Origin of the sequence: Enterococcus raffinosus (assembly GCF_018917525.1) — a bacterium.
Taxonomy (GTDB): Bacteria; Bacillota; Bacilli; order Lactobacillales; family Enterococcaceae; genus Enterococcus_A; species Enterococcus_A raffinosus_A.
Map to the genome: position 1 here is coordinate 85,125 of NZ_JAHLOS010000001.1, position 23,141 is coordinate 108,265.

Annotated in this window: 25 protein-coding genes and 3 tRNA genes; 21 read left to right on the forward strand and 7 right to left on the reverse strand. The window is 38.1% G+C overall.

Annotated features, from left to right (window positions below; genetic code table 11):
* The 5 genes from KQI58_RS00440 (at position 1) to KQI58_RS00460 (ending at position 5,774) form a co-directional block, all read left to right on the forward strand.
* Positions 1 to 1,215, forward strand: coding sequence for an efflux RND transporter periplasmic adaptor subunit (locus tag KQI58_RS00440; protein WP_216405493.1), 1,215 nt, complete (start codon positions 1 to 3; stop codon positions 1,213 to 1,215).
* On the forward strand, positions 1,216 to 1,902 hold the full coding sequence (locus tag KQI58_RS00445; protein ID WP_216405495.1) for an ABC transporter ATP-binding protein: 687 nt from the start codon (positions 1,216 to 1,218) through the stop codon (positions 1,900 to 1,902). It begins immediately after the preceding gene.
* Entirely contained in the window at positions 1,899 to 3,098 is a 1,200-nt protein-coding gene (locus KQI58_RS00450; protein WP_216405497.1) for an ABC transporter permease, read from the forward strand. The genes KQI58_RS00445 and KQI58_RS00450 overlap by 4 nt, the downstream gene beginning before the upstream one ends.
* A gap of 490 nt (positions 3,099 to 3,588) precedes the next feature.
* Positions 3,589 to 5,304 (forward strand): thiamine pyrophosphate-dependent enzyme, encoded by a 1,716-nt coding sequence (locus KQI58_RS00455; protein WP_216405499.1) that lies wholly within the window; start codon positions 3,589 to 3,591, stop codon positions 5,302 to 5,304.
* 14 nt (positions 5,305 to 5,318) lie between these two features.
* On the forward strand, positions 5,319 to 5,774 hold the full coding sequence (locus tag KQI58_RS00460; protein ID WP_216405501.1) for an MEKHLA domain-containing protein: 456 nt from the start codon (positions 5,319 to 5,321) through the stop codon (positions 5,772 to 5,774).
* Positions 5,775 to 5,887: 113 nt separating this feature from the next.
* On the opposite strand, the gene yidC is transcribed toward KQI58_RS00460, so the two are convergent.
* Positions 5,888 to 6,820, reverse strand: a complete 933-nt coding sequence (gene yidC, locus KQI58_RS00465) for a membrane protein insertase YidC (RefSeq protein WP_216405503.1) — start codon at positions 6,818 to 6,820, stop codon at positions 5,888 to 5,890.
* 105 nt (positions 6,821 to 6,925) lie between these two features.
* The gene (locus KQI58_RS00470; RefSeq protein WP_216405504.1) at positions 6,926 to 7,198 is read right to left on the reverse strand and encodes an acylphosphatase; all 273 of its coding nucleotides are present in this window, start codon (positions 7,196 to 7,198) and stop codon (positions 6,926 to 6,928) included.
* 117 nt (positions 7,199 to 7,315) lie between these two features.
* Here KQI58_RS00470 and KQI58_RS00475 point away from each other — a divergent pair, with 117 nt between their 5' ends.
* The 4 genes from KQI58_RS00475 (at position 7,316) to efp (ending at position 10,321) form a co-directional block, all read left to right on the forward strand.
* On the forward strand, positions 7,316 to 8,077 hold the full coding sequence (locus KQI58_RS00475) for a TrmH family RNA methyltransferase (RefSeq protein ID WP_216405505.1): 762 nt from the start codon (positions 7,316 to 7,318) through the stop codon (positions 8,075 to 8,077).
* Positions 8,078 to 8,206: 129 nt separating this feature from the next.
* Complete coding sequence (locus KQI58_RS00480) at positions 8,207 to 8,704, forward strand: HD domain-containing protein (RefSeq protein WP_216405507.1); 498 nt, start codon at positions 8,207 to 8,209, stop codon at positions 8,702 to 8,704.
* Positions 8,705 to 8,970: 266 nt separating this feature from the next.
* Positions 8,971 to 9,603 carry a YczE/YyaS/YitT family protein gene (locus KQI58_RS00485; protein WP_216405509.1) on the forward strand — a complete coding sequence of 211 codons (633 nt, stop codon included), beginning with the start codon at positions 8,971 to 8,973 and terminating at the stop codon, positions 9,601 to 9,603.
* A gap of 154 nt (positions 9,604 to 9,757) precedes the next feature.
* Positions 9,758 to 10,321: an elongation factor P gene (gene efp, locus KQI58_RS00490; protein WP_216405511.1), complete on the forward strand. Its 564-nt coding sequence runs from the start codon at positions 9,758 to 9,760 to the stop codon at positions 10,319 to 10,321.
* 102 nt (positions 10,322 to 10,423) lie between these two features.
* Here the strand turns inward: efp and KQI58_RS00495 are convergent, their stop codons facing one another.
* From KQI58_RS00495 to KQI58_RS00510, 4 genes are all read right to left on the reverse strand, one after another.
* Positions 10,424 to 10,810: a DUF1801 domain-containing protein gene (locus KQI58_RS00495; RefSeq protein WP_216405513.1), complete on the reverse strand. Its 387-nt coding sequence runs from the start codon at positions 10,808 to 10,810 to the stop codon at positions 10,424 to 10,426.
* A gap of 162 nt (positions 10,811 to 10,972) precedes the next feature.
* Positions 10,973 to 11,060: transfer RNA gene (locus tag KQI58_RS00500), tRNA-Ser, on the reverse strand.
* A 71-nt stretch (positions 11,061 to 11,131) separates the two neighbouring features.
* Positions 11,132 to 11,221: transfer RNA gene (locus KQI58_RS00505), tRNA-Ser, on the reverse strand.
* A gap of 11 nt (positions 11,222 to 11,232) precedes the next feature.
* Positions 11,233 to 11,305: transfer RNA gene (locus KQI58_RS00510), tRNA-Asp, on the reverse strand.
* Between the two features lie 730 nt (positions 11,306 to 12,035).
* Here KQI58_RS00510 and KQI58_RS00515 point away from each other — a divergent pair.
* The 12 genes from KQI58_RS00515 to KQI58_RS00575 all read left to right on the forward strand — a co-directional run bounded on the left by KQI58_RS00515 (position 12,036) and on the right by KQI58_RS00575 (position 21,462).
* The gene (locus tag KQI58_RS00515) at positions 12,036 to 12,446 is read left to right on the forward strand and encodes a hypothetical protein (RefSeq protein ID WP_216405514.1); all 411 of its coding nucleotides are present in this window, start codon (positions 12,036 to 12,038) and stop codon (positions 12,444 to 12,446) included.
* 251 nt (positions 12,447 to 12,697) lie between these two features.
* Entirely contained in the window at positions 12,698 to 12,949 is a 252-nt protein-coding gene (locus KQI58_RS00520) for a hypothetical protein (RefSeq protein WP_216405516.1), read from the forward strand.
* Complete coding sequence (locus KQI58_RS00525) at positions 12,925 to 13,353, forward strand: hypothetical protein (RefSeq protein WP_216405518.1); 429 nt, start codon at positions 12,925 to 12,927, stop codon at positions 13,351 to 13,353. The genes KQI58_RS00520 and KQI58_RS00525 overlap by 25 nt, the downstream gene beginning before the upstream one ends.
* Before the next feature lie 222 nt (positions 13,354 to 13,575).
* Positions 13,576 to 14,738, forward strand: a protein-coding gene (locus tag KQI58_RS00535) for an IS3 family transposase (RefSeq protein ID WP_216405520.1) whose coding sequence is annotated in 2 segments (ribosomal slippage) — positions 13,576 to 13,852 and positions 13,852 to 14,738 — 1,164 coding nt in all. Because the reading frame shifts where the segments join, the coding sequence is not laid out codon by codon here.
* A 103-nt stretch (positions 14,739 to 14,841) separates the two neighbouring features.
* Positions 14,842 to 15,258: a hypothetical protein gene (locus KQI58_RS00540; protein ID WP_216405522.1), complete on the forward strand. Its 417-nt coding sequence runs from the start codon at positions 14,842 to 14,844 to the stop codon at positions 15,256 to 15,258.
* A 178-nt stretch (positions 15,259 to 15,436) separates the two neighbouring features.
* The gene (locus KQI58_RS00545; RefSeq protein ID WP_216405524.1) at positions 15,437 to 15,856 is read left to right on the forward strand and encodes a hypothetical protein; all 420 of its coding nucleotides are present in this window, start codon (positions 15,437 to 15,439) and stop codon (positions 15,854 to 15,856) included.
* 64 nt (positions 15,857 to 15,920) lie between these two features.
* On the forward strand, positions 15,921 to 16,517 hold the full coding sequence (locus KQI58_RS00550) for a DUF805 domain-containing protein (RefSeq protein ID WP_216405526.1): 597 nt from the start codon (positions 15,921 to 15,923) through the stop codon (positions 16,515 to 16,517).
* A 352-nt stretch (positions 16,518 to 16,869) separates the two neighbouring features.
* Positions 16,870 to 17,418, forward strand: a complete 549-nt coding sequence (locus KQI58_RS00555; protein ID WP_216405528.1) for a DUF4854 domain-containing protein — start codon at positions 16,870 to 16,872, stop codon at positions 17,416 to 17,418.
* Between the two features lie 97 nt (positions 17,419 to 17,515).
* Complete coding sequence (locus tag KQI58_RS00560; RefSeq protein WP_216405530.1) at positions 17,516 to 18,169, forward strand: hypothetical protein; 654 nt, start codon at positions 17,516 to 17,518, stop codon at positions 18,167 to 18,169.
* A gap of 75 nt (positions 18,170 to 18,244) precedes the next feature.
* Positions 18,245 to 18,844 (forward strand): hypothetical protein, encoded by a 600-nt coding sequence (locus KQI58_RS00565; RefSeq protein ID WP_253295704.1) that lies wholly within the window; start codon positions 18,245 to 18,247, stop codon positions 18,842 to 18,844.
* Between the two features lie 227 nt (positions 18,845 to 19,071).
* Positions 19,072 to 19,518 (forward strand): hypothetical protein, encoded by a 447-nt coding sequence (locus KQI58_RS00570; RefSeq protein WP_216405532.1) that lies wholly within the window; start codon positions 19,072 to 19,074, stop codon positions 19,516 to 19,518.
* A gap of 477 nt (positions 19,519 to 19,995) precedes the next feature.
* Positions 19,996 to 21,462: a helix-turn-helix domain-containing protein gene (locus KQI58_RS00575; RefSeq protein WP_216405534.1), complete on the forward strand. Its 1,467-nt coding sequence runs from the start codon at positions 19,996 to 19,998 to the stop codon at positions 21,460 to 21,462.
* Positions 21,463 to 21,567: 105 nt separating this feature from the next.
* On the opposite strand, the gene KQI58_RS00580 is transcribed toward KQI58_RS00575, so the two are convergent.
* Positions 21,568 to 22,935, reverse strand: coding sequence for a lytic polysaccharide monooxygenase (locus KQI58_RS00580; protein ID WP_216405536.1), 1,368 nt, complete (start codon positions 22,933 to 22,935; stop codon positions 21,568 to 21,570).
* Positions 22,936 to 23,141 lie beyond the last annotated feature (206 nt).

The window sequence follows — 23,141 nt, forward strand, 5'->3', positions numbered from 1 at the left end:
ATGAGAAAGAAAAAATTGACGAAAAAGCAAAAGATTCGTTGGAGTATTATTGCGGGAGTACTTGCGTTAGTATTGTTTATTGGCGCATTTGTTTATTCTCAAATGAAATCTACGACGGTCAAAGACAACAAATATAAAACAGTCACCTTGAAAAAATCTGATCCACTGACCTTTAATGGAATTGTGGAAGCAACGCATACACAAGATTATTACTTTGATCAGACGCTAGGCAAGATTTCTGAGATTAATGTTCAGGATGGGCAAGAGGTAGAGCAAGGTGCGACGTTGCTGAGCTATACCAACACGGAATATCAGGAGCAAGCGGATGAACAGAGCACGAATTTAGATAAGCTCTATCTTGCTGTTTCAAATGCGCAAGAAAGTTTGGCGATTGCACAGGATAAGCAAGCAAAAGAGCAGCAAAAATTAAACGAAGCAACAGCAAACTATAACAACACAAATGAAAATAGTGAAGAAGGCGCCGCTAAAAAAGAACAGTACAATCAGGAAATGACTCAATGCGAAAGCAGTGTGGATGCAGCGGCTGATGCTGTTGTTCAAGCGAGACAAGCACTAGAGAGTGCCAATGTAGAGCTGAATGCCGCATCACAGAGTGTCACGAAAATGCAAGGGAAGGTTAGCTCAACGATTGCCAGTGCGACAAAAGGAACAGCCTATATCAATGAAAAAGGCAAGAACGATCCTTCTGTACCAGTCGTAAAAGTCGTCAGTAATGAAGTCACGATCGAGGCAAAGGCTTCTGAATATGATTACCCGCAGGTTCATCAAGATGCGGCAGTAACTATTAAACCGATCACGACGAATCAAGAAATTGCCGGAACGATCACTCATGTAAATAAGCTCCCTGATCAAGCGGAAGCGGCTAGCCAAGCTGGAGCAGCTGCCGGAGGATCAACGAGCTCTATTTCCAATTATAGTTTTATCGTGAAGCCGACCGAGGAACTGCAGTACGGCTATAATGTCCAAGTTGTCTTGCCGTTGAATGAAATTCGTCTACCGAAAAAAGCCGTTCGTAAAACAGGTGATACCTACTATGTTTTTGCTTATCGCAGCGGGAAGGTTCGTGAGATCACGATTCAGGCAGAGGATAAAGGAGACTACTTCATTTTGAAGGAAGGGCTCAAAGACGGCGATCGGATCATTTCAAATCCTGACAAATCGTTACGCGACGGTCAGGAATTGGCGGTGGATTAAATGATCGAACTGAAAAATATCAACAAGTACTACCGCAACGATGAAGAATCGCTGCATGTTTTAAAGGACATCAATCTAAAAGCGGATGCCGGTGAAATGATCGCCATCATGGGCCCATCTGGTTCAGGTAAATCAACCCTGATTAATCTGCTGGGCTTCATTGATACCAAATTTGAGGGGCAGTATTTATTTGAGGAAGAAAATCTGGTGGCTACCACGGATGATCGCTTATCTAAAACCCGCAATCAAATGGTGGGCTTTGTTTTCCAGAATTTCAGCTTGATCGAAAATTATACGGTCTATGAAAATGTGGAGCTGCCATTACTTTATAATGGCTACGGCTTTCACCAGACCAAAGAAAAAGTAATGTCTGTTTTGGAGAAAGTCGGAATCGCTGATAAAGCTGAAAAGCATCCACGTCAGCTTTCTGGTGGACAGCAGCAGCGGGTGGCGATCGCCCGAGCGCTGATCAATCAACCGAAATTTATTATTGCTGACGAGCCGACTGGGGCTTTGGATACCCACACTTCAAATGAAATCATGGAGCTCTTTAGAGAGCTGAATCGTCGTGACCAAGCGACAATTTTTCTAGTCACCCATGATCCAGAGGTTGTCCCTTACTGTACGCGCTTAGTGAAAATCAGAGATGGGGCCATCACTGAGGACAAGGCGGTGAATGACGAATGAAATTCTATGTAAATTGGCGTTCCTCGCTTGGTTCAATCTTTAAGAATAAAAAGCGCAGCGCCCTGACGATGTTTGGGATCGTGATCGGGATCGCAGCGGTAATCGCTATTCTTTCAATTGGGCGCGGATTTGAACGTGACACCATCGCGAGCTTAACTGCTGATGATTCGGAAAAACTGGAAGTGGATATTAACTTTGTTCCAGGAAATCCCGCGTTGTACTACTCCAATGTGGATATGATCCAATCCTCAGATTTTAGTCTTTTACGAGATGTCGAAGGTGTGGAATCTGTCTCCTATCCTAAAAATGATTTGTCCTATATTTATAAGGAAGTTAAGATAAAGGATAAAACAAAAAACTATCGCATCGGAGTTGTCTCAACGGATGGGGACACCGTCAGCTATGGACGTGCAATCAGCGCTTACGATAATCAAACGCAAAACAAAGTCGCAACGATTGATTCGTCAATAGCCAAGGAGCTTTTCGGCTCAGCTCGCAGTGCGGTTGGACGCGGCTTCGAACTTGATAATCAGGTTTTTACAATCATTGGTGTTTTCCCGGCAGGTGCGGAGGAAACAATGTTTTCGGAAGGTTCAACCAAAATATTATTACCCCGGCAGACCTATATCCATTTCTTTGGCAATGAGCAGGATACGAGCGCGGTGGTTTTGACCTTGGCCGATGGGAGTCAACTGAACAAGGTTGCCGACAGAGCGATTAAGAAACTACAGGACGCTGGAGCGATGCGTCAGCAAGGAGAATATCAGGTTTCTAACATGGCGATGATGACCGATGGAATCAGTGAAGTCTTAAATAGTATCACGCTCTTCATTAGTGCCGTTGCCGGGATCTCGTTGTTTATCGCGGGTGTCGGTGTCATGAACATGATGTACATTTCTGTTTCAGAGCGGACGAAGGAAATCGGGATTCGTCGAGCTTTGGGAGCCACACGCGGAGCGATTCGAATGCAATTTCTATTAGAAGGGATGACCTTGACCTTGGTTGGGGGAATCATTGGCTATTTGCTGGGGATGATCGTCGCCTATGCGATCGGTAACGTGATGGATATCTCGGTGTCTGTCGATCTGTTTACGGTTGCTTTAGCCGTGGGCGTCTCAAGCGGGATCGGTTTGATCTTTTCCGTGATGCCGGCATCAGAAGCAGCCAAGAAAGATTTGATCGATATTTTGAGATAATTAAACTAAAAGCAAACAGAGTTCAAGCTCCTATCAGGGGCTGAACTCTGTTTTTTTGACTATAAAGAAAGTATAAACTTTTTACATGAATAACTCGATTTACAGCAGGTATATCCATGTCCGGCTTCACGAACTAGCTTTCTCGGCAATAAGCAAAAATATTTCGAAATTTGAGAAGCACCGAGTAGGTACCAATCAACATCAGCTCTCTTCGATCACTGTGTTTCTTGGCAATTTAGAAATATTTTGGTCTTATTGTTGAGACACACAGCGACTGCTTGCAGAGCTGATGTGGAACAGTACCTACCTGGTGCTCAGAAGCTGAGCGAGTTCGCGAAGCCTTTCTTATGTAGTGATCTTGAAGCGTAAGAATTCTTTAGATAAGTCGTATTCCTTGCTATGAAATATTTGGAAGACGTAAAATGTACCTACATTTTATTGAAATCGTTTGCATAAGTAGGTAGAAGCTCAAAGAGAGAGGGAAAATAGAATGAATAATAGTAAATCAGATGGATTCAAAACCTTAGTTGATTTTCTATCTTCTATGGGAGTTAATTTGTATTCAGGAGTCACCGGCGGAGGGGTGATTCATTTCTTGAAGTACGTTGATCCTTATAGTGGCAAAAAGGCTGTTGATACACCAGAACTATTTACTCTTAGTGAATATGCGGCTGGTTTTACACCTTTGGGTCACTATCTTGCAACTGGACAAGTTTCTGCAGCTATAGCTACTACAGGGGCGGCTACTAAATTGTTATCCTGTGGTCTTAGCGATGGAAAGCTTCATGATATTCCCTCAGTTTATTTGTTTCCCGTATCGAATCTTTCTCATGCAGAGGACGAGGCTTTACAGGATACATCGGTCTATGGAAGCAATATGATCCAACAATTACGATCGGAATTTCCGGAACAGGTTTATCTTTTAGATAATCCGCTGAACTTTGCTAATCAATTGAACCAGGCTGCCCAGATGTTAGCCGCGCGAAAGCCGGTAATACTTTTCTTGGATAACGAAACACTAGCCTCGTCTCACTATAATCTTCCTAGAGCCACGTTTCCAGAACAGATAAGCAAGGCTGATGAGATTAGGGATTTTCTTGAGCATTTCAGGGAGAAAATAGCAGGTAAACGGGTGATTTTACTTGTTGGTGAAGAAGGGATGCATGAGGAGGGCATCCGGAAATTAACAACGGATGTTTGTAACGAATTAAAGGCTGCTGCGGTTTGGAGCATGAATGGCGGGAATTGTGTAGAAACGGATAATCCCTATGGGTATGGCTATATTTCTTTTGGTGGGAACGATCAGGCATTGGATTTATGGGACTCGGTCAATGCAGAGGATGTCGTCCTGTGTGTCGGAGTATCGCCAGATGAATATACGACAGATCTTAAAAAAATCGCAGCGAATGAGGTGTTCTTCCTAAACAATATTGCGAATGCCTATGGTCAGGTTCGCGGTAGCTTTCAGCATAGTGCCGCTCATCAGGTGTATCAAGTTAATGCACCGATAAGTGAGGTGCTGCGATTAATGATTGAAGAAGGGCAAAAGCAACCTCATTTGACAATCGCTTGTCCCGAAGCACCAAAAAATTTAAATACTCGAGAGATACTCCCGCCCAAGAAGGGCTATGCGGATATGGAAAAAGTATATAAACGACTGAACGAGTGGTGGCAACCGCAGAGTCTAGTAATTAGCGATGTTTGCCTTGCCTACAAAGATTATCAATATGTGACTCAACGACCTAATGAAAATATCACCTATTTTTCTTTTTATCGAGGGTCCGCTATGGGAGGCGCTTATGGGGTTGCTGTTGGTGCAAAATTGGGTGCTCCGGACAAGCGGGTTTTTCTATTCAGCGGAGATGGCTGTTTTAGGCTTTATGGTGGCAGCCTGGAGGAAGCCAGAAATTTAGGCATCGTTATATTTCTAATTAATAATCAGAATTATTCGATCGTTTCCCAAGGCTTACCTAAAATTCTACCTGATGTTGATTCTGAGCGTTATCATGACCATTTGAGTAACATCGATTATTGTAAAATAGCCGAAGCCTCTGGTTGGTTGAGTTATTCCGTGACCGATGATTTAAGTAATTTAAATGAAATATTATCAGAGATCGAACGAAATAAAGCACGTTCGATTCTTGTGAATATACCAGTTGATCCTGAACAAATTCTAGGGCAGAATCCACGAGTTCGTAATTTATAGAAAGAGTTGATTAGATGGAAAAAAAAGAACGTGATCAATTACTAGACCTAGTTGAACAATCTTATAGCCAATGGACTGAGGGGAAAAGCTTGATAATCCCGCTTGAGGAAGAAAAACAGAGCTATGGTTGGTTAGATGAACGAGCTCCTTTTGGCTTGTTGGTTCAAAATACTGAAAGTGATCCGATGTTTATCTATGCCAATCGAAAAGCACAAGAAATCTTCGGCTACACTCTAGCTGAATTTTTAACAATCCCTTCAAGAAAAAGCGCTCCTCCTACCAAGCGTGAAGATCGTGAACAAATGCTGCAGGAGGTAGCGAAAAAAGGCATTTTTGATGGCTACAAAGGAACGAGAATTGATAAACAGGGAAAGCTGTTTGAGATATCCAAAGGTAGTATTTGGAAGGTGCTGGATTCTTCCGGAGAAATGATTGCAACAGCAGCCATGATTTGGGTCGAGAATCAATAAACGACATAAATAGTTGATGAAACAAAAACAGAGTTCCTTCTCACTGGGAGATGGAACTCTGTTTTTTACTATTTAACACCATCGCCTGAAAGACGACTTTTCAACGGGAAGGATTATTTACGTTGTTGCTTGCCGGCATTCCGTCCGTTGCCGTTTTTATTGTTTTTGTTCTTAGGCTGAGTGACTTGTTTTGGTTTAATTGGTTCAGCCTTTTTGATCGGCGTCGTTACTACTTGTTTTGGCGGGTTTTTCTTTAGTTCTTCTTGAATTTGCGCTTTGATACGAGGACGCATCAAGACATTTGTAATAAAGGTTTGGATACAACTAAAGATACCACCGATTACCCAGTAAAGCGCCACTCCTGCAGGTGAAGTAAAGGACATGAAGACGATCATTAATGGTGAAGCGATCATCATACTGCGCATTGTTTTCTTTTGTTCTTCAGGCACACCGATTAATGAGATGTAGCCTTGCAACAAGTAAGCAACCCCTACAAACACAACGAGCAGATAGCTTGGTTTTGCCAAGTCAATCCCGATAAAGGTTGAATGCTGGATACCTTCCGAGAAACGAGCTGTATAATACAAGGCTGAGAAGATCGGCATTTGGATCAGTAGTGGCAGACAGCCCATGCCGCCCATCATGCTGACATTATTTTCTTTGTAGACAGCTTGCATTTCGCGCTGTGCTTCCATTTGTTCTTCTTGCGTGGTTGCTTGTTTTACTTTTGCTTGTGCTGCATCGATTTGTGGTTTGATCGATTGCATTTTTTCCGATTGGATCAATGATTTCTTAGATTGATTGATTCCTAGTGGCATAATGATTAGACGAACGATGATCGTTAAAACGATGATCGCAAGACCGTAGGACCAATCGAAACTGGTAACCATCCAATTAAGGAAGTTCTCCAATGGAACAACAAGCATTCGATAGACAAGACCAGATGTATCTGGGGTACCATCACTATTTGAGCGGACACATCCCGATAGTAGTAAAAGAACACCCAAAAGGCCAGAGCCTAAGAGCCAATTTTTAAATTTATTCATTCAATTCTTCCTCTGCTAATAAAAATTTATACAGGAAATACTATACTAGATAACACAGGCCTTTTCAATCAAATTCGAAAAAAGTCAGGGAACCTTGTCAATTTTTTAATAGACCACATTAAACTGATCATAGTCCTTAATGGTGGGGTCTTCATATTGTTCAATATGGGAAACTTTAGCAAACGGATTTTGTGGTACCTTCAGCTTTTCCAAGAATTGATCCAGCTGTGCTTCAGTGCCTACAGCTTCGATAGTGACACTGCCGTCATCCTCATTTTTCACTGTACCAGTCAGTCCAATCTCAATTGCCATTTGATAGGTTGTATAACGAAAGCCGACGCCTTGCACACGTCCAGTAACATTTATATGCTTCTTCATAAGAAAACCTCCTATTAATTTACTTCTTATTCTATATGATAGCGAGTTTTGCTGGTTGTTACAAGAATTCGCATGCTATAATGGCAGACGAAATGATAAATGAGCGAGGGGAACACGTTGAAAGAAATTCAATCAAGTAAAAATACATTAATCAAAGAAACAAAAAAATTACAGCAAAAAAAATACCGCCAACAAACGCAAAGCTATCTATTAGAAGGCTTTCACTTGATCCAAGAAGCAAAAGCAGCTAATGTCGTCCTGAAAGAAGTGTTTATCAGCCAGCGCGGTTTGAACGAATGGTCGGAATGGATCGAGGAAAATCTCTTGGATTATTATTTGGTTTCCGATGACGTGCTAAAAACATTAGCCAGTCAACCGACGCCTCAAGGCATGATTGCGGTAGCAGAAATGCCGCAAGAGGAGACAGCAGATTATACGGGTGCTTGGCTACTATTGGATAATGTTCAAGACCCTGGCAATGTCGGCACAATGATCCGGACTGCGGATGCGGCCGGTTTTACTGGTGTTATCTTAGGTCAGGGCAGTGCGGATCTATATAATCCTAAAACGCTTCGTAGTACACAAGGCAGTCTCTATCATCTATCTGTCAAAACCGGCGATTTAACAGAAATAATCCCGCAGTTCCAGCAAGCTGGTAGCCTAGTACTTGGAACAGCTTTAGATAAAGAAGCGAAGGATTATTTAAACGTTGAGAAAATGTCTGATTTTGCCCTCATAATGGGTAATGAAGGGCAGGGGATGTCGGAAGAATTATTGGCACTAACCGATCAGAATCTGTACATTCCAATCAAAGGGCAGGCGGAGTCTTTGAATGTTGCAATCGCTGCTGGAGTCCTAATGTTCCATTTACTTAAATAAGTCTTCACATTTTCGCAACTGTTATTAAGGAACCCTTAAACTTTTTTCACAAACTCATGGAAGCCTATTCAATGATCGGAAGCCGTGATATAATGAGCAGCAGAATGAAGAAAAGGGGCTTTTTTATCCATGACAGAAAATTGGCGTGAAGACGAAGAATACGTTTCTTATATTGAGGATTTACTAGCTACCGATGAAGTACAAAGACTAGCAGATTATACCCAACATATGAATTCAACACGATTGGAGCACTCTATCAGTGTTTCTTACAATAGCTACAAATTAGCAAAACAATTCAATGGCGATGCAAGAGCGACTGCTCGTGCAGGCCTACTACACGATTTGTTTTACTATGACTGGCGGACAACGAAATTCGATGAAGGCTCACATGCCTACATGCATCCACGTATCGCCGTGAAGAATGCAGAAAAAATCACCGAATTGTCTGACCTTGAACGTGATATTATTATTAAGCATATGTGGGGAGCAACAATCACTCCTCCAAAATATAAAGAAAGCTACATCGTAACGATGGTCGACAAATATTGCGCCATTAAAGAAGCAGCCGTACCTTTGGTTGACAGATTCAATTCTTACAAAGCACGCTTAAGAAAAGAATGGAACTAATAAAACAATTTTAGGCACCAAACATGGAATGTTTGGTGCCTTTTTTGTCAGTCACGCTTTTTGCAGTTTGCTAATGTTAAAGCCACTATTACTTAGCATTAAATATCTTGATTGAATAGGTTTAGCGTGATGATATGCGTACGAAGATAAAATCATTTTACACGGTTTTGTAAAATGATTTCCTTAGTAAGAGTTAGCTTGCCATTGCCTAAATGAATCCATTAATACGGCTAGTAAAACAGTTTACTTGCTTAAAAGCATAGAAAGTGAGGAATAGACTTATCAAACCAAATATCATTAAACAATTATTTTTTGCTGTAATCGGAACGTTTATTGCGGCGGTCGGTATCCGCTTGATTGTCGTTAGCGGATTAGGAGCTGATGCCATCAGTACATTAGTCCTAGGTATATTGCAGCATGTTCCCTTGAAATTTGGAACGGTCAGTATGCTTTTTAATGGGATCATTTTAGTAATGATTTTCTTTTATGATCGCAAGATGATCGGGCTGGGAAGTATTATCAATAGCTTCGGAATAGGTTTTTGTTTAAATTTATTAGATTGGATGGGTATTCTGCATACGATCCCATATGGCACGAATTATTTAGCAATCATCACAGGCTCGATCGTATTTGGCATCGGGACAGGTATCTATTTGTTAGCAGATTCAGGTTCGGCGGCATACGAGTCATTGATGATCTTATTGAAACGAATGCTGAGAAGTTCTGTTAAAGTCGCTCGAATCGTTTTAGACGCGGCCTTCTTTTTAACCGGTTACCTTCTAGGCGGACATATCGGCTTAGGGACGTTGATCGTGCTTTTATTAATGGGGCCGTCCTTAGAATTTACCCTGAATCAATTACCGAAACTGCGATTTTTCCGTGTGCAGCAGGCAAAATAACTAGTTTAGCCTATTTTTTCCTAGTAACTACAGGGGTTATTTGCTACAATGAATAAGGTTCATTTTATCGTAGATTCGGATCAGAATGACGATCCATCGGATTTTTTACAATGAAAAATTCGAACATATAAAATAGGAATAGGAGTGCTTATTAATGATTTCAGCAAGCGATTTACGCGCTGGTATGACTTTCGTTCAAGACGGAAAATTGATCAAAGTATTAGATGCTAGCCACCACAAACCAGGTAAAGGAAATACAGTTATGCGTATGAAATTACGCGATGTGCGTTCAGGTTCAACGTATGACACTACTTTCCGCCCAGATGAAAAATTCGAAAAAGCAATGATCGATACAAAACCTGTTCAATATTTATACAGCCAAGACGATGTTGCGATCTTTATGGATTTAGAAACATATGAACAATATGAGATTCCTGTAAAGACTGTTGAAGATGAAATGAAGTTCATCCTTGAAAACATGGAAGTAAAAATTCAATTCTTTGGCGATGAAGTAATCGGCGTAATGTTGCCATCTTCAGTTGTCTTGCGAGTGGTTGAAACACAACCATCAATCAAAGGCGCAACAGTAACCGGCTCAGGCAAACCTGCAACAATGGAAACAGGATTAGTCGTGAACGTTCCTGACTTTATTGAAGAAGGCGAATTGTTGGAAGTAAGTACCCAAGAAGGTACGTACCAAAAACGCGCAACTAAATAGTAAAACAAAAACCACGGTCTTAAGCGATCGTGGTTTTTTGTATCCAGAGTGTAGAAATTCATAAGCTGAAGCATTTAAAATTTACTTTAGAGAGAGTCCGGTCTAGCCTTTTTTCTCTTTTGAATGATAATTAAAAGCTTGATCAATACAAATTTTTAACGGTTCCTCGGGTATCGGTTCATCTAGTTCGAAAAGAATCGCCCGATTTTTCGAAAAGTTCAACGTATCAGAGAACAAAGATCTCCAATCCTCAATCAAATGTGTTTGGCAATGGACGAAGAGAGCTATCCGAGTATCAGAAAAGCGATCAATTCTTAGCGGTGTTCCGTTAGGTGTGGCAAAAGAAAGCTGTCCCCATTTAGTACTCTCAACGATTTCAATCTGAGATTCCTCGGCTATTTTGTGAATCAGCTTTTGCAATTCTGTCAGTTTTTGTTTTTCTAGTGCGGAGTACGTTGGATAGAAAGTTTGGATATCGGTTTTTAGCATAATTTTCTCCCTTCGCATTGCCTATTCAGTGATTATGAAGAACTGGTTTCTTATTAATTAGTCTACTATCAGCTTACCTATTCCTACAAGCTAAAATTAAGAAAGCACAAATAAGGCGGTATAAACTCTTCAAAAGTTTATACCGCCTTATTTGTGTTGTTACGGAGAAGGAGGGATTTGAACCCTCGCGCCGATTTCTCGACCTACACCCTTAGCAGGAGCGCCTCTTCAGCCACTTGAGTACTTCCCCAGATGAAGAATATACGGCATTCGAATCGGCCTAATTTTTTCCTAGAAAAAATTATTACTTAGAAACGAATAAGGAGGATAAGGGATTCGAACCCTTGCACGTTTTTACCCGCCTGACGGTTTTCAAGACCGTTCCCTTCAGCCAGACTTGGGTAATCCTCCATTAAAAATGACGGTTCCGACGGGATTTGAACCCGCGATCTCCTGCGTGACAGGCAGGCATGTTAACCCCTACACCACGGAACCTTCTTAACACAAAGATTAGTATACCGAAAGATAGGACCATCTGCAAGAAAAAATCGCTCGAATAAATAACGACATACTCGTATATTTTTGTTTATAAGACGTTTATATGTATGGGGGTAAAAAAAGATAAAACAACGAAATTAAGTTTTCTATTATTCTTCTAAGAGATGATTCGTAATTGTTTTATTGGATTGTGATCTGGAGCTATTGAAACTAAGTTAAATATAATTTTTATTTTTTTATCTTTTTTGTTAAACGTTTAAATTTATCCAAATTTATATTCACAAAAGCGAATATAAAAATAACTATTTCCTTATTTTTTTAGTAGATATACAGCACTATCGGTTATGTATTTTTTATTAGATAATAGTAATTATGATTTTTTATTCATTTTTATCTGAAAATGTGATATTTTATAATGAGTGAAATAGAAAATTTGAAGACCTGAACGGTTCGGATTCTAGTTGAAGAAAGAGCAGTAAAAATGTTGTTTTCAATACTAGATAATGGCAATGGTAGTCGTAAGAGTAGTAGATCCACTTCAGTGGATGATTTTGTATCAAATACAAAAGACTATTATTTAAAAAGGGATTTCAATAAGTTTCGAAAAGATATGCATGGAATTGTTGTTTCTATTAGAACCGACAGTCGAACTGTAGAACCTACAATCGAAATGAATATCTCTAAAAGAAATGTAATTAAAATCAGATATTAAGAGGAAGAAACTTATATGGAGAACTGGAAGGATACGTTTATTAATCAAGTACCCAAAGATGTTTACACAGTTAAAATAAATAGCGGTGAGCAAGACGGTTTAAACATTATGTTATATGGAGAAAAAAATAGACATAAGATTGAAATCGATTTTGGTGCATTGGCATCTTACAGAATTATTGATGAGGGATTCTTGTTGAGTGAGTGCGAACTTGTCATTCCCGACAAAATTGTAAAGAAGTTAAAAAAAGATAATTATCCAAGTACACTATATGAAATTGAGAATGAGAGTTACTCAAAATTTATCAATGAAATCAGCTGTGGTTTGTTTGATATCTATGAAATGAAACAATATAACATCATTACTTTGAACTATGTAATTGAAATAGCAAGCCGGTTTGATCCGATTATTAATATTTTGAATTAAGCTTTTTTGTAGTGAGTGGGTAGTATTCTCATCATGAGTTTATTTCTCTAAGTGTTTCAAAAGTTAACTCTCGAAGGATAAATATTTCATTTTTTTGAGAGAACGTATTTCAAAAAAAGTGTATATAAATGGAGTCATAAAGCCGTTATCAGAGGAAACACAAGAAAATAGCAAATAGGTAGTGTCAGTTTTGGTTAGGCTGAATAAAAATAAAAGAGATTTCGAAAAGGATAAGAGAGAAGGAACCTATAATGAAGATGGGCAACGAATCAGAGATTAACATTCAGGATGGGAAGATCCCTGAATTAGAAAAAATGGATTTTTCATCAAGCAGTTTTGATAATGAGCTTTATAAATTGTTTTTCGATGCAACAGAATATCATGATGTAGTGGTTGAAGCGACAAGGCTTAAAAAAATTGCTGTATTAGATGTATTTAATGAAACTATGCAGATAGGAGAGACCCGAGACTTGATCTATTGTCAAATGAATACTTCAGACTAAGTCAAGAAAATAAGTATTTATCTTTTTTTGAGAGAGTATTTGAAATAAATGATAACGAAGCTTATATAGATTTGGGAGGTGAAGATGACAAGAGTAAGATAATAGAGTCAATAGATAATGATTTCGAGGCATTAGATAAGATAGATAGACTAATTTATATGAATCAAATCGATATATTAAATAATGGTGATAATTATATATATAAGATTGAAAATATAAATCTTTTAAAACTATTTATTAAAGGTTTTCTTCGAGAAAAAATATGGAACAGTTTATACTTTAACTCACATCCTATGATTTTAATCGCCAATTATGATCTGAGTCTCCCGATTATTATTGATAATGATAAAGATAAAAAACTTTATGAAAAAATTGCCAATGAGAACAATCTATTTTTGAGATAATTTAGGGTTTTCAATTGTAAATGTTAGGAAAATAGCTTTCGGTCTACGTACACTGCAACGACAACGACTAAAGGAATTGAAGTTGTTTCTGCGTTATACAAATGCTAAAAAGGAAAGAAACTTATATGGAAAACTGGAAGGATACGTTTGAATCGGCTACACTAGACTAGACAGAAAAAATAAGGTGTGTAGAATAATAAAAAACACACTGGAGGATTTTTCATGTCAAGACGTCAACGAAGAACCTATTCAAAAGAATTCAAGCAACAAGTCGTCGATCTCTACCTTGCAGGTAACCCCCGCGCAGAAATCATTCGAGACTATGAGCTGACTGCTTCCGCTTTCGATAAATGGGTGAAGCAGGCACAGTCGACAGGCTCGTTCAAAGAAAAAGACAACCTAACACCAGAACAAGTAGAGTTGATCGCACTTCGAAAGAAAAATAAGCAGCTCGAAATGGAGAACGATATTTTAAAGCAAGCGGCGCTGATATTCGGACGAAAAGACAAGTAATTGATGCTAACAAGCACAAATACTCGATATCAGCGATGTGCAAAATCCTAAAGATTTCCCGTCAGACTTACTATTATCAAGCACAACCTGTCAAAAATGAGTCCGAGTTAGAAGAAGTCGTACAGGAAGAATTTATTCGCAACAGAAAAGCTTATGGCACACGGAAATTAAAAAAATGTTTAGCTAAGCGTGACCTTCAAATCAGTCGACGCCGAATCGGTCGAATCATGAAACGTCGTGGGTTGACATCTACCTATACGATCGCTCACTTTAAAGGCCACCGAACAACTTGTAATGAAGCGGAAACAGCGAATGTATTAGATCGGACCTTTACACAAGAACAGCCATTGGAAGCGATCGTTACTGATCTTACTTATGTTCGCGTGGGGAAAAGGTGGCATTATATCTGCTTAATTCTGGATTTGTTTAATCGAGAAATTATTGGTTATTCCTGTGGTGAGAAAAAGGACGCCTCATTGGTAAAAGAAGCCTTTGGACGGATCCCATATCCCTTAACAGACGTCAAACTTTTCCATACCGATCGTGGAAAGGAATTTGATAATCAAACCATTAATGAGATTTTAAATGGTTTTGAGATTACTCGTTCGTTGAGTAAGAAAGGCTGTCCCTATGATAACGCTGTTGCAGAATCAACCTATAAATCTGTCAAAGTAGAATTCGTGCATCAATACCAATTTGAGACACTGGCACAGCTACGTCTAGAATTGTTTGATTATGTCCATTGGTGGAACTACCTACGAGTGCATGGCACGTTAGGGTATGAAACACCTATCCAATTTCGACAACAGAGATTGGCAAAGCGAACCCTTGATAATGAGCTCGGATCTGATACCTCTGGAGAGGCAGCGTAATTGAATGAGCACGTTTCTGCCGGAAAGAATCCGATCCGAGGAGGCTCATTGTCAAGGGCAATCGGAGCAATAACACCGAGGGATTCACAACACCTTATAATTTTTGTCAAAAAAAGTGTTGCCATTCCAGTTTATTAATCAAGTACCCAAAGATGTTTACACGGTAAATATAAGTAGCGGTGAACAAGACGGCTTAAACATTGTGCTAAACGGAGAAAAAAAAGGACACATAGTTGAGATTGATTTTGGCGCATTATCCTCTTACAGAGTTATTGATGAAGGATTCTTGTTGAGTGAGTGCGAATTTGTCATTCCCGACAAAATTGTAAAGAAGTTAAAAAAAGATAATTATCCAAGTACAATATATGAAATTGAGAATGGAAGTTACTCAAAATTTATCAATGAAATCAGTTGTGGTTTGTTTGATATCTATGAAATGAAACAATATAACATCATCACTTTGAACTATGTAATTGAAATAGCAAGCCGGTTTGATCCGATTATCAATATTTTGAATTAAGCTTTTTTGTAGCGAGTGGATAGTATTCTCATCATGAGTTTATTTTTCTAAACGTTCTAAACTCTTCAAAAATTAACGTATAGCAAAATTTTAATTGTTAAAACGTAAAAAGCGTTGCTAACCATAAGCAAACAGTTAGCCAAACCTATAAAAATATCGTATCAGAAGGAGTTAAAATTTGAATAAAAACAAAGTTATTTCTATTGGGTTCGTCACACTTGCTGCACTTTTAGGCATATCATTAAGCTTTTTTGGAAATTCTACTTTTGTTCTTGGAATTTTCTGCTTAGCGATGTATGTATATTACTCGTTCTTAATCGCCCCAAATCAGAAAAGGTTTCTGAATATAAAAGAAGCACTTAAAAGCACGGACCTATCTAATGAGGAGCTATCTTCAATAACACAGGTTGATCCTGAAAAAATTAATTTATTACGGGTAGACAATGATTTTACTGAAGAGGAACTGAAAAGCTTGGCTGTGGCATTAGATGTAAAAGAGGATCGATCAAGCCAGATGAATGCGAAGCGGATTATTTTCATCGTGCTCGGAGTAATCTTGACAGTGGTTTTAGTGTATTTTCTATTTGGAGAGGCTTAAGGTTCTTGGCAATAGTAATTATTTAGTGATTCATTAGGGATTAAAGATAAAGGGAGTTATTGGATTGATAAAGGTTAATAGAGATTTTAGTTATGTGGGTTTTGCTACGGCAATTAAGCAATATTTTATTGGTTACTTCGATTTTAAAGGCAGATCAACCAGAGCTGGTTACTGGTGGGTGATGGTCGGCTTCCTCATTTTGTCGCTAGCTTTAATTCCCATTGTAATTTATCAATTTGCTGGAATGATCAGTATGATGCTTAGAGGCATCGATGACGAACTGGCTCTAGAATATGGAACGAATAATTTAATGACAGTGATAATCATTGTATTTTTCATTTTCCTATTGTTTTTTTCTATTCCGACTTTAGCTCTGCATATTAGACGTTGTCGAGATGCCGGATTAAGAGGACGAGGCTTTTTTGTACTGTGGAGCATTTCACTATTATCAACACTATTATCTTCGATGGATTTTTTTCTTAATATATCACTGATATATTTTTCTTATCGATCTGGTGCAGATGCGATTTTTGTGTATGTAGATTACATTATCGGATTATTCCTTTTCATTTTAACCTTGCTTCCGTCTGATGCTCTCACCACTAAAAGCCAAAATAAATTTGTTAGATTTTTCCTGAGAACGAAGAATTTAAGTCTATAACTATTTAAGATTTCCAGTCATAATACTGGTCGTCTTTCTTGTTTGAAGAAAGAACACATGAGTTTCACAAGTCAAACCCAAGATGATTTTACGAAACAGTTTGAAGTATACTACTCAGACTGTTTTTTTGTTTCTAATTTTGAGGAAAAATATCATATATTGAAAATATTGAGATAGAAATATAGCGGATGAATAGTACTTAGTTAATACGTAAACAACAAATAGTTCTTGATAAAATATAATTACTAATTTTTACGGATAAAAGAACAATTTTTATTATTAATCACTTTGGAATTAGTGTAAACTGTAGCTAGGGTTGAAAAAGTTATCAATTTTAGTGAGGAGAAATATTATGAAAAAGAAAATACTTAAGGTAATTGTGGTTGGTATTGCTTTTGTCAGCTTAACAGCTTGTTCTAAGAATGACTCAGCGGAACCTTCTGAAACAGTGAAGAAAGAAACCTCTTCAGAAACAACGAAGTTGATCGAGAAATCCTCTACATCCTCTTCAGAAGTGGTACTTACTGAAGAATCGGAAAATTCAGAAGAGGGCAATTCTAAGCTTTTTGAATTTATGATTGAAGCAGCGCAATCACAGCTTCCTGCGATGAAAGAGCAATTAGGAGCAGCTTATTCAAACATTGAAATCGCTGCGGGTGAAAATCACACAATCATCTATCGGTACACTCTTCCTGAAGATCCAGGCTTTGAAATGGATAGCGCATCACTAAAACCAGTGATGGTTGAGGCGATGAAACCAATAATGGACTCGATAAAAGGAATGGTCCCTGATGCAAAAATTCAAGTGATCTATTTAAGACCTGATCAAACTGAAGTGGGAAATATCCTAATCACTCAAGAAGATACGGATGCCATACAAGGTGACTCTGATCCAGTGTAAAGCATCTAGAAAAAATAATTAGGTAACTTTGTATAACCCTATTTTTTTTATTCGGTAAATTATGTCATCAAAAATTAGGATGTTTGGAGATTATAGGATGAAAAAATGGATTGTTTTAGTGGCAATGGCTGCAGTGTTAGCAGGATGTGGCTCAGGTGGGGCAAAGGAAAATGAATCAGAAAAAAATACTGAGACAGCATCTACAACAGAAGTTTCAACGTCAAAAACAGAAACATCTTCTTCAGAAAAGAAAATTGAGATGAAGGATGTTGAGTTTCAAGTTGAAGGAACAAATTATAAAATGAAGATTTTAGATAACTGGGAAGTTCTTGAAGATGAAGACTTCTCTTTTAGCGCTGACAATGAAAACACTATTGAAAAAGTAATGGTTTCAGGAATGAAAAAGACTGATGTCGATGATTTCGTTGCCTTAAAAAGTGCGATGAAAGAAGAAATGAAATTTGATGATGAAGTCCGAATAAAAGAGGAAACGATTAAAGAAGAGACGTATCAATCACCATATTATGCTGGTGAATGTTATAGCTTTATAGGAACCGCAGATGGAGCAAATGCAGAATTTCGTTTTTATTTTTTAGAAACGGAGACCGAGTACGTCATTCTAAACTTCATGGGTCGGCCATCATTTATTTCAAAAAATGATGATTTAGTTACTGAAATGGTGAATTCTTTTTGTGGCTGGGGAAATGAAAATGCGATAGATTTGGATCACAGTTTCAATTCAACATTATGAGTGTTTATTGAGCAGTGGACAATCAGTGGCTAGAGAAGCGAGAGCGGTTATTAACAGTTTACAAAGGAGAACAATATGAACAATATGATGAGGAAGTTAGTTGTTTTAGGACTGATATTATTGGCAAGCAGCGGTTGTGTACCAAAAGAGACAGGGCCTTCCGAAGAAACTCAAAAATCCAAGCAAGTAGAAGAAAGCAGCGAACTTGTGAAAGGAGAAGCAACTAAAAATTATGTGACCGAAGTCAGAGCTGAAAATGGCGAATTATTTCAGTACACAGTATTAAAGGGATGGGTAGAGCGTGCAGATAAGAATTCAGAACTGCTTGTTACGACCGATAAAGAAGGCTTAAGTCTATACATCGAAGATAAAATGGATTATGAGGATTTTGCAAGCTGGCAAAATACGATAATCAATACGTATGAATCTATGGGGTATCAACTCGTTGAGCAAGGAGAGCCTGTTGAAGTTCATGGGATGCCTGGAGTTGAGATGGTGTTCGAAGGCGATACCGACGGCGCAAAACACAAAGCACTTGCCTATCTTTTAGAGGCGGAACAAAATTTTGTTCAAGTATATACCTCTACTAAACCAAGTCGATTTGAGGATAATCGGGAGAAGTTAAAAGAGGCAGCAGGTTCGCTAAAAAGAGCAGAAGAGCAACCAGCAAACTAGAGTATTTAAAAGATTCTTTGACACATACCTGAGTCAATATTAAAGTGGAGGGTAGATAAAATGATTCGAAAAATTCAGAAGTTTTTTATCTACCTATACCTCAGATAACATTCTTAAATTGTAAGGATTTTAACCTTAGCTTTAGCGAAAACAGATAGGTGATTGAAATGTATTTCTATCGAATAACAAAGTATAATCCTGAAAATCGAAACTCAAAAGGCCACTATATGGCAGACGAATGGACTTCTGTTAATGATATTGGAAATATATATAGTAGCAAAGAGCTTACATTGTCTGATTATGTGCTCGTTGAAGAGAAATACGTGGATGCAGTAAAAACGATCATGACTGAAGCGAAAATAGATAAACTAAAAATTCAGGAATTTGAAAAATATGAATACTCAGGAATAGTTGATGGGAATTCCGATTCCTTTAAAAACATGTATGATTCACTAGCAGAAGGGATAATGATCGGAAAACAAAACCTCCCATTTGTAGTGAAGCTGATTTTACGAGAAATTGTCTGGGCCAAGCTAGTCAATCCTAGTTTAGAAATTCACTTCGGATACGACTATTATATGTATGTTTGTTCCGAGTATTCACTCAGTTTAGCAGTCGAACGAATAATTGAAAACGGATTATTCGTTGAATCGGTAAGATCTCCCTATTTGTGATTCAATAAAGAGAAAGAAGATTTAATCAAAAAGCAGTATGTAGAGATTGGAGAAACAATGATCCCTAACGATTCTCTTGAATGATAAAAACCAAGCGACTAAAAATAAGTTAATTCGCTGTACGAGTTCTCTCGAGGACAGCTCAACTTAGCAAGAATGCATTCAAATTTTAAGAGCTTCTTTCACTCATCATTCATCACAATCCCCGATAAAAAAACAGATGTTTGATCTTTAAAAGAACATTTGTTTTCGATATTACACTAAAAACAAATTTGATTTTTACAAAAAGAAATGATAAATTATCGTTGTGTCTTCAATGGATTCTCTCAATATCCAGGATGAAAAAAGTTATTAATTTATATTCCTTAAAATATCCTTTCAGATCAAACATCTAGAACAATATTATCTTGTGAACGTAAGTTGAAAGAAAGGACAGTTTTTGCAGGTAGACCTGCAAAAATGTGGAGGAAAAGGAACATGATTTTAGAACATACTTTACATCGTTACTGTGCGATTCTCGAAGAATTGATGCATACTGAAAGTATTACCGTCAGTGAAATTGTTAGTCGCTTAGCTCTATCAGAGCGTACAGTAAGGAAAGATATTTCAGACATCAATCAATTGATAGCTCCATGTGAGATTACGAGAAATTCAAATCTTGGGATAAAATTAGATCGACCATCAAATTATGGTTGGTCCTATTTGTTTAGGCGAATAATGAAGGAGTCTACGCGCTTTAAGATTTTAGAACGTTTCATTCTAGGAAAATGGAAGAATTCCGATGAACTTGCTGATCAGTTGTTTATTTCGAATACGACGTTAAAGAGAAATATCCGTGCGCTAAATATCGATCTTGCTCCGCTTGGATTCAAACTAGATTTGACAAAGAAAATAATCATCGGTGATCTTAACAACGCCAATGATTTAATTAGCAATATCTATTTGGAGATGTATGGGAGCGCCGTGTTTTACAGCTGCAAAGAACAGCGGGCTGCGGTTAATGCACTTATCCCATATATCCGAACAGGAAGAGAGAATACCTCTTGTGATTTTCACAACGCCAAACTATTTTGTAAAATCTACATGTATCTGTACTTAATGAGAGGTTACAAAGAATATCCGTCTATCCCGAAAGAACATACAGGTCATAAGGTTCCCGTCGAACTGATCAGAAGAATTAACGACTCTTTTCAGACAACATTCGATCAGCAACAACTCCATAAGATTATTTGTCTGCTAAAGGAACATTTAGCAAAAACACAGTTTGGAGAAGAACAACTAAAAAAATATGCGCCAAATTACTCTAATCCGTGTATTCTCACAGATGAAATTGTTGGGAATATTATCACTGAAATCCTGAAGGCTTTTTCTATCTCGACACTAGCGAAGAATGATCGCCTTCACCAAACCATTAAAAGTATCCTTATCTGCTCCTTAGACAGTCCATGTGTGTTACAAAAGGAAAAAAATGTCTTTTTACGGAACATTGAAAATCTTAATCCATATGCTGTATTCAAAATTAAACAGTTAATCAGGGGACAACTGGATCAATCCTTGCCAGAAAATCCCTTCACTGATGATTCAATCGCATGTCTCTGCTTTTCACTAGTGATCCAAATGGATAATCTCTATGATATTTTGAAAAAGAATGTCTTTTCGTTAAAAGCAGCTTTGTTATGCAGTTATGATACGAGTCATAAGATTTTTTTACAACGGACCATTCATTATCATATGAAAGGACAGCTTGATATTGAGTTCGTTGAGGATCAGTATACAGAAGACCCTAAAGCCTTATCACAATTTGACCTTATACTTACGAACTATTCTGAGTTAACGGTTCCTGAAGTTCCAGTCATTAATATTTCTTCCCATCCATCCGTTGATGAATTCGGCCGTCTAATAGAGACATTTAACCAACTAATGAATAAAAAAAATCAAAGATAACACTTTTACGAATCTTTGATTTTTTATTTACAATTTTGAAAAAACAAAAAACTCACCAGCTAGGATGAGTTCTTTGTCGAGAGGTAAGATAAGCAATAAATTAAATTATTTTACTTGAAACAATGAATCTGCTGCATCTGGTGCCCAGGTGCTATCGCCATAGTTAAAGTGAGTTTGAAGGACTTTGTATACGATACCTTTGTGGTTAACGATTTCGCCGGTAACGTAAAGCTTAGGAGTTGTCATGCTTCCAAGTTCCCATTTTTTGCCTTCAAGTTCTCCGCCAGTCTCTGCTTTTTCTGTAGAGACTTTGAAAGTATTGCTTTTTTCTGATACTTCGTCAGAATTGCTGACAGCAACGATTTCATAAGTATATTCAGTATCTGCGTTCAATTCACTATCTTTAAAAGAAGTCTTAGCGGTTGATCCCACGTCTTTTCCATCACGGAAAATTTTATATTCTTTGATCCCTTGAGAATGAGTTGACGGATTCCACATTAAGGAAATAGTAGAGTCTGTTTCTCCCATTGAGTGAACATTGGTTGGTGTTGTTGGTTTTTCTTGAGCATCTTCAGCAAGAGTCACTACATTTAATTCATCACTCTTATCAGAAATTAGACCATTTACACTGACAGCTTCCACTTGATATTGGTAAGAAGTTTCAGGTGTTAAATCCTTATCTGAGAACTCAGCCGCTTCAGTTGTGGCGATTCTTTCACCGTTCCGATAGACAATATATTCCACAACATTCGATTGAGTATTCCATGAAATTTTTGACGTGGTTGCGGTAATATTGTCCGCTTTCAATCCCGCTGGAGACTGAGGTTTTTCTGGAATACCCGATGATGGCTTTACGTTCACATCAATGACGTTATAAAAAGCGTTGCTAGTATCGGCAACATCCCAAACAGCTAAAATGACGTGATAACCTACGCGATTTTTAGGAATATTGATAACATGAGTAGGCTTATTTGCAGCTGAGCTGCCATCATGAGTGACGGTCTCAATCTTTTCAAAATCTGATCGTTCCAACTTGTCGTTTGGGTTCCAACCAGGTTTAGTCATATAATAGTGCCATTTTGACGTAGCATGTGGTGCTGTATATTTCCAAGTTAGGCTCAAAGGACCTTGTTCGATATCTTGTTTTACCCAACGGTCTGTACTCTGATCATCAAGAACATAGTCCCCAATTTGCCCCAACCCTCCATTTGCAGAAGCGATTCGACCATCGGCAGGTCCAGCTTCTGGATACCCTTTTGGTGCTTCAAGAGATTGTGGATTTGTAATGACTGTACCGTACTTATCCCATGCAGCTTGCCAGCCTAACGTATTTTTTTCGATGGCTCCTTGGTATCCTCGGCTAATAGGTGATTCAACATATCCGTGGGCGGATACTTCCTTCGAGTTCGCTGTTAATCCAATCCCTAATAAGGCAACAGATAACAGCAATGATCCTAAAAATTTCTTTTCCAATTCTTGATTCCCCCAAAAAATTTATTCACTAGAGAACGTTTTCAGCTGATACTTTCCAAACATCGCTGTTGTTCTCTGTAAAATCATCATAACGTGCGCAGGATGGGAGATGCCATTCCAGATGTTGCCGACAAACCTGTAAAATAAGACCTGAGAAATTGAGAGGAAAGGAATGCTTATTGAAAAAATAAGTTCCATTTTCTTGT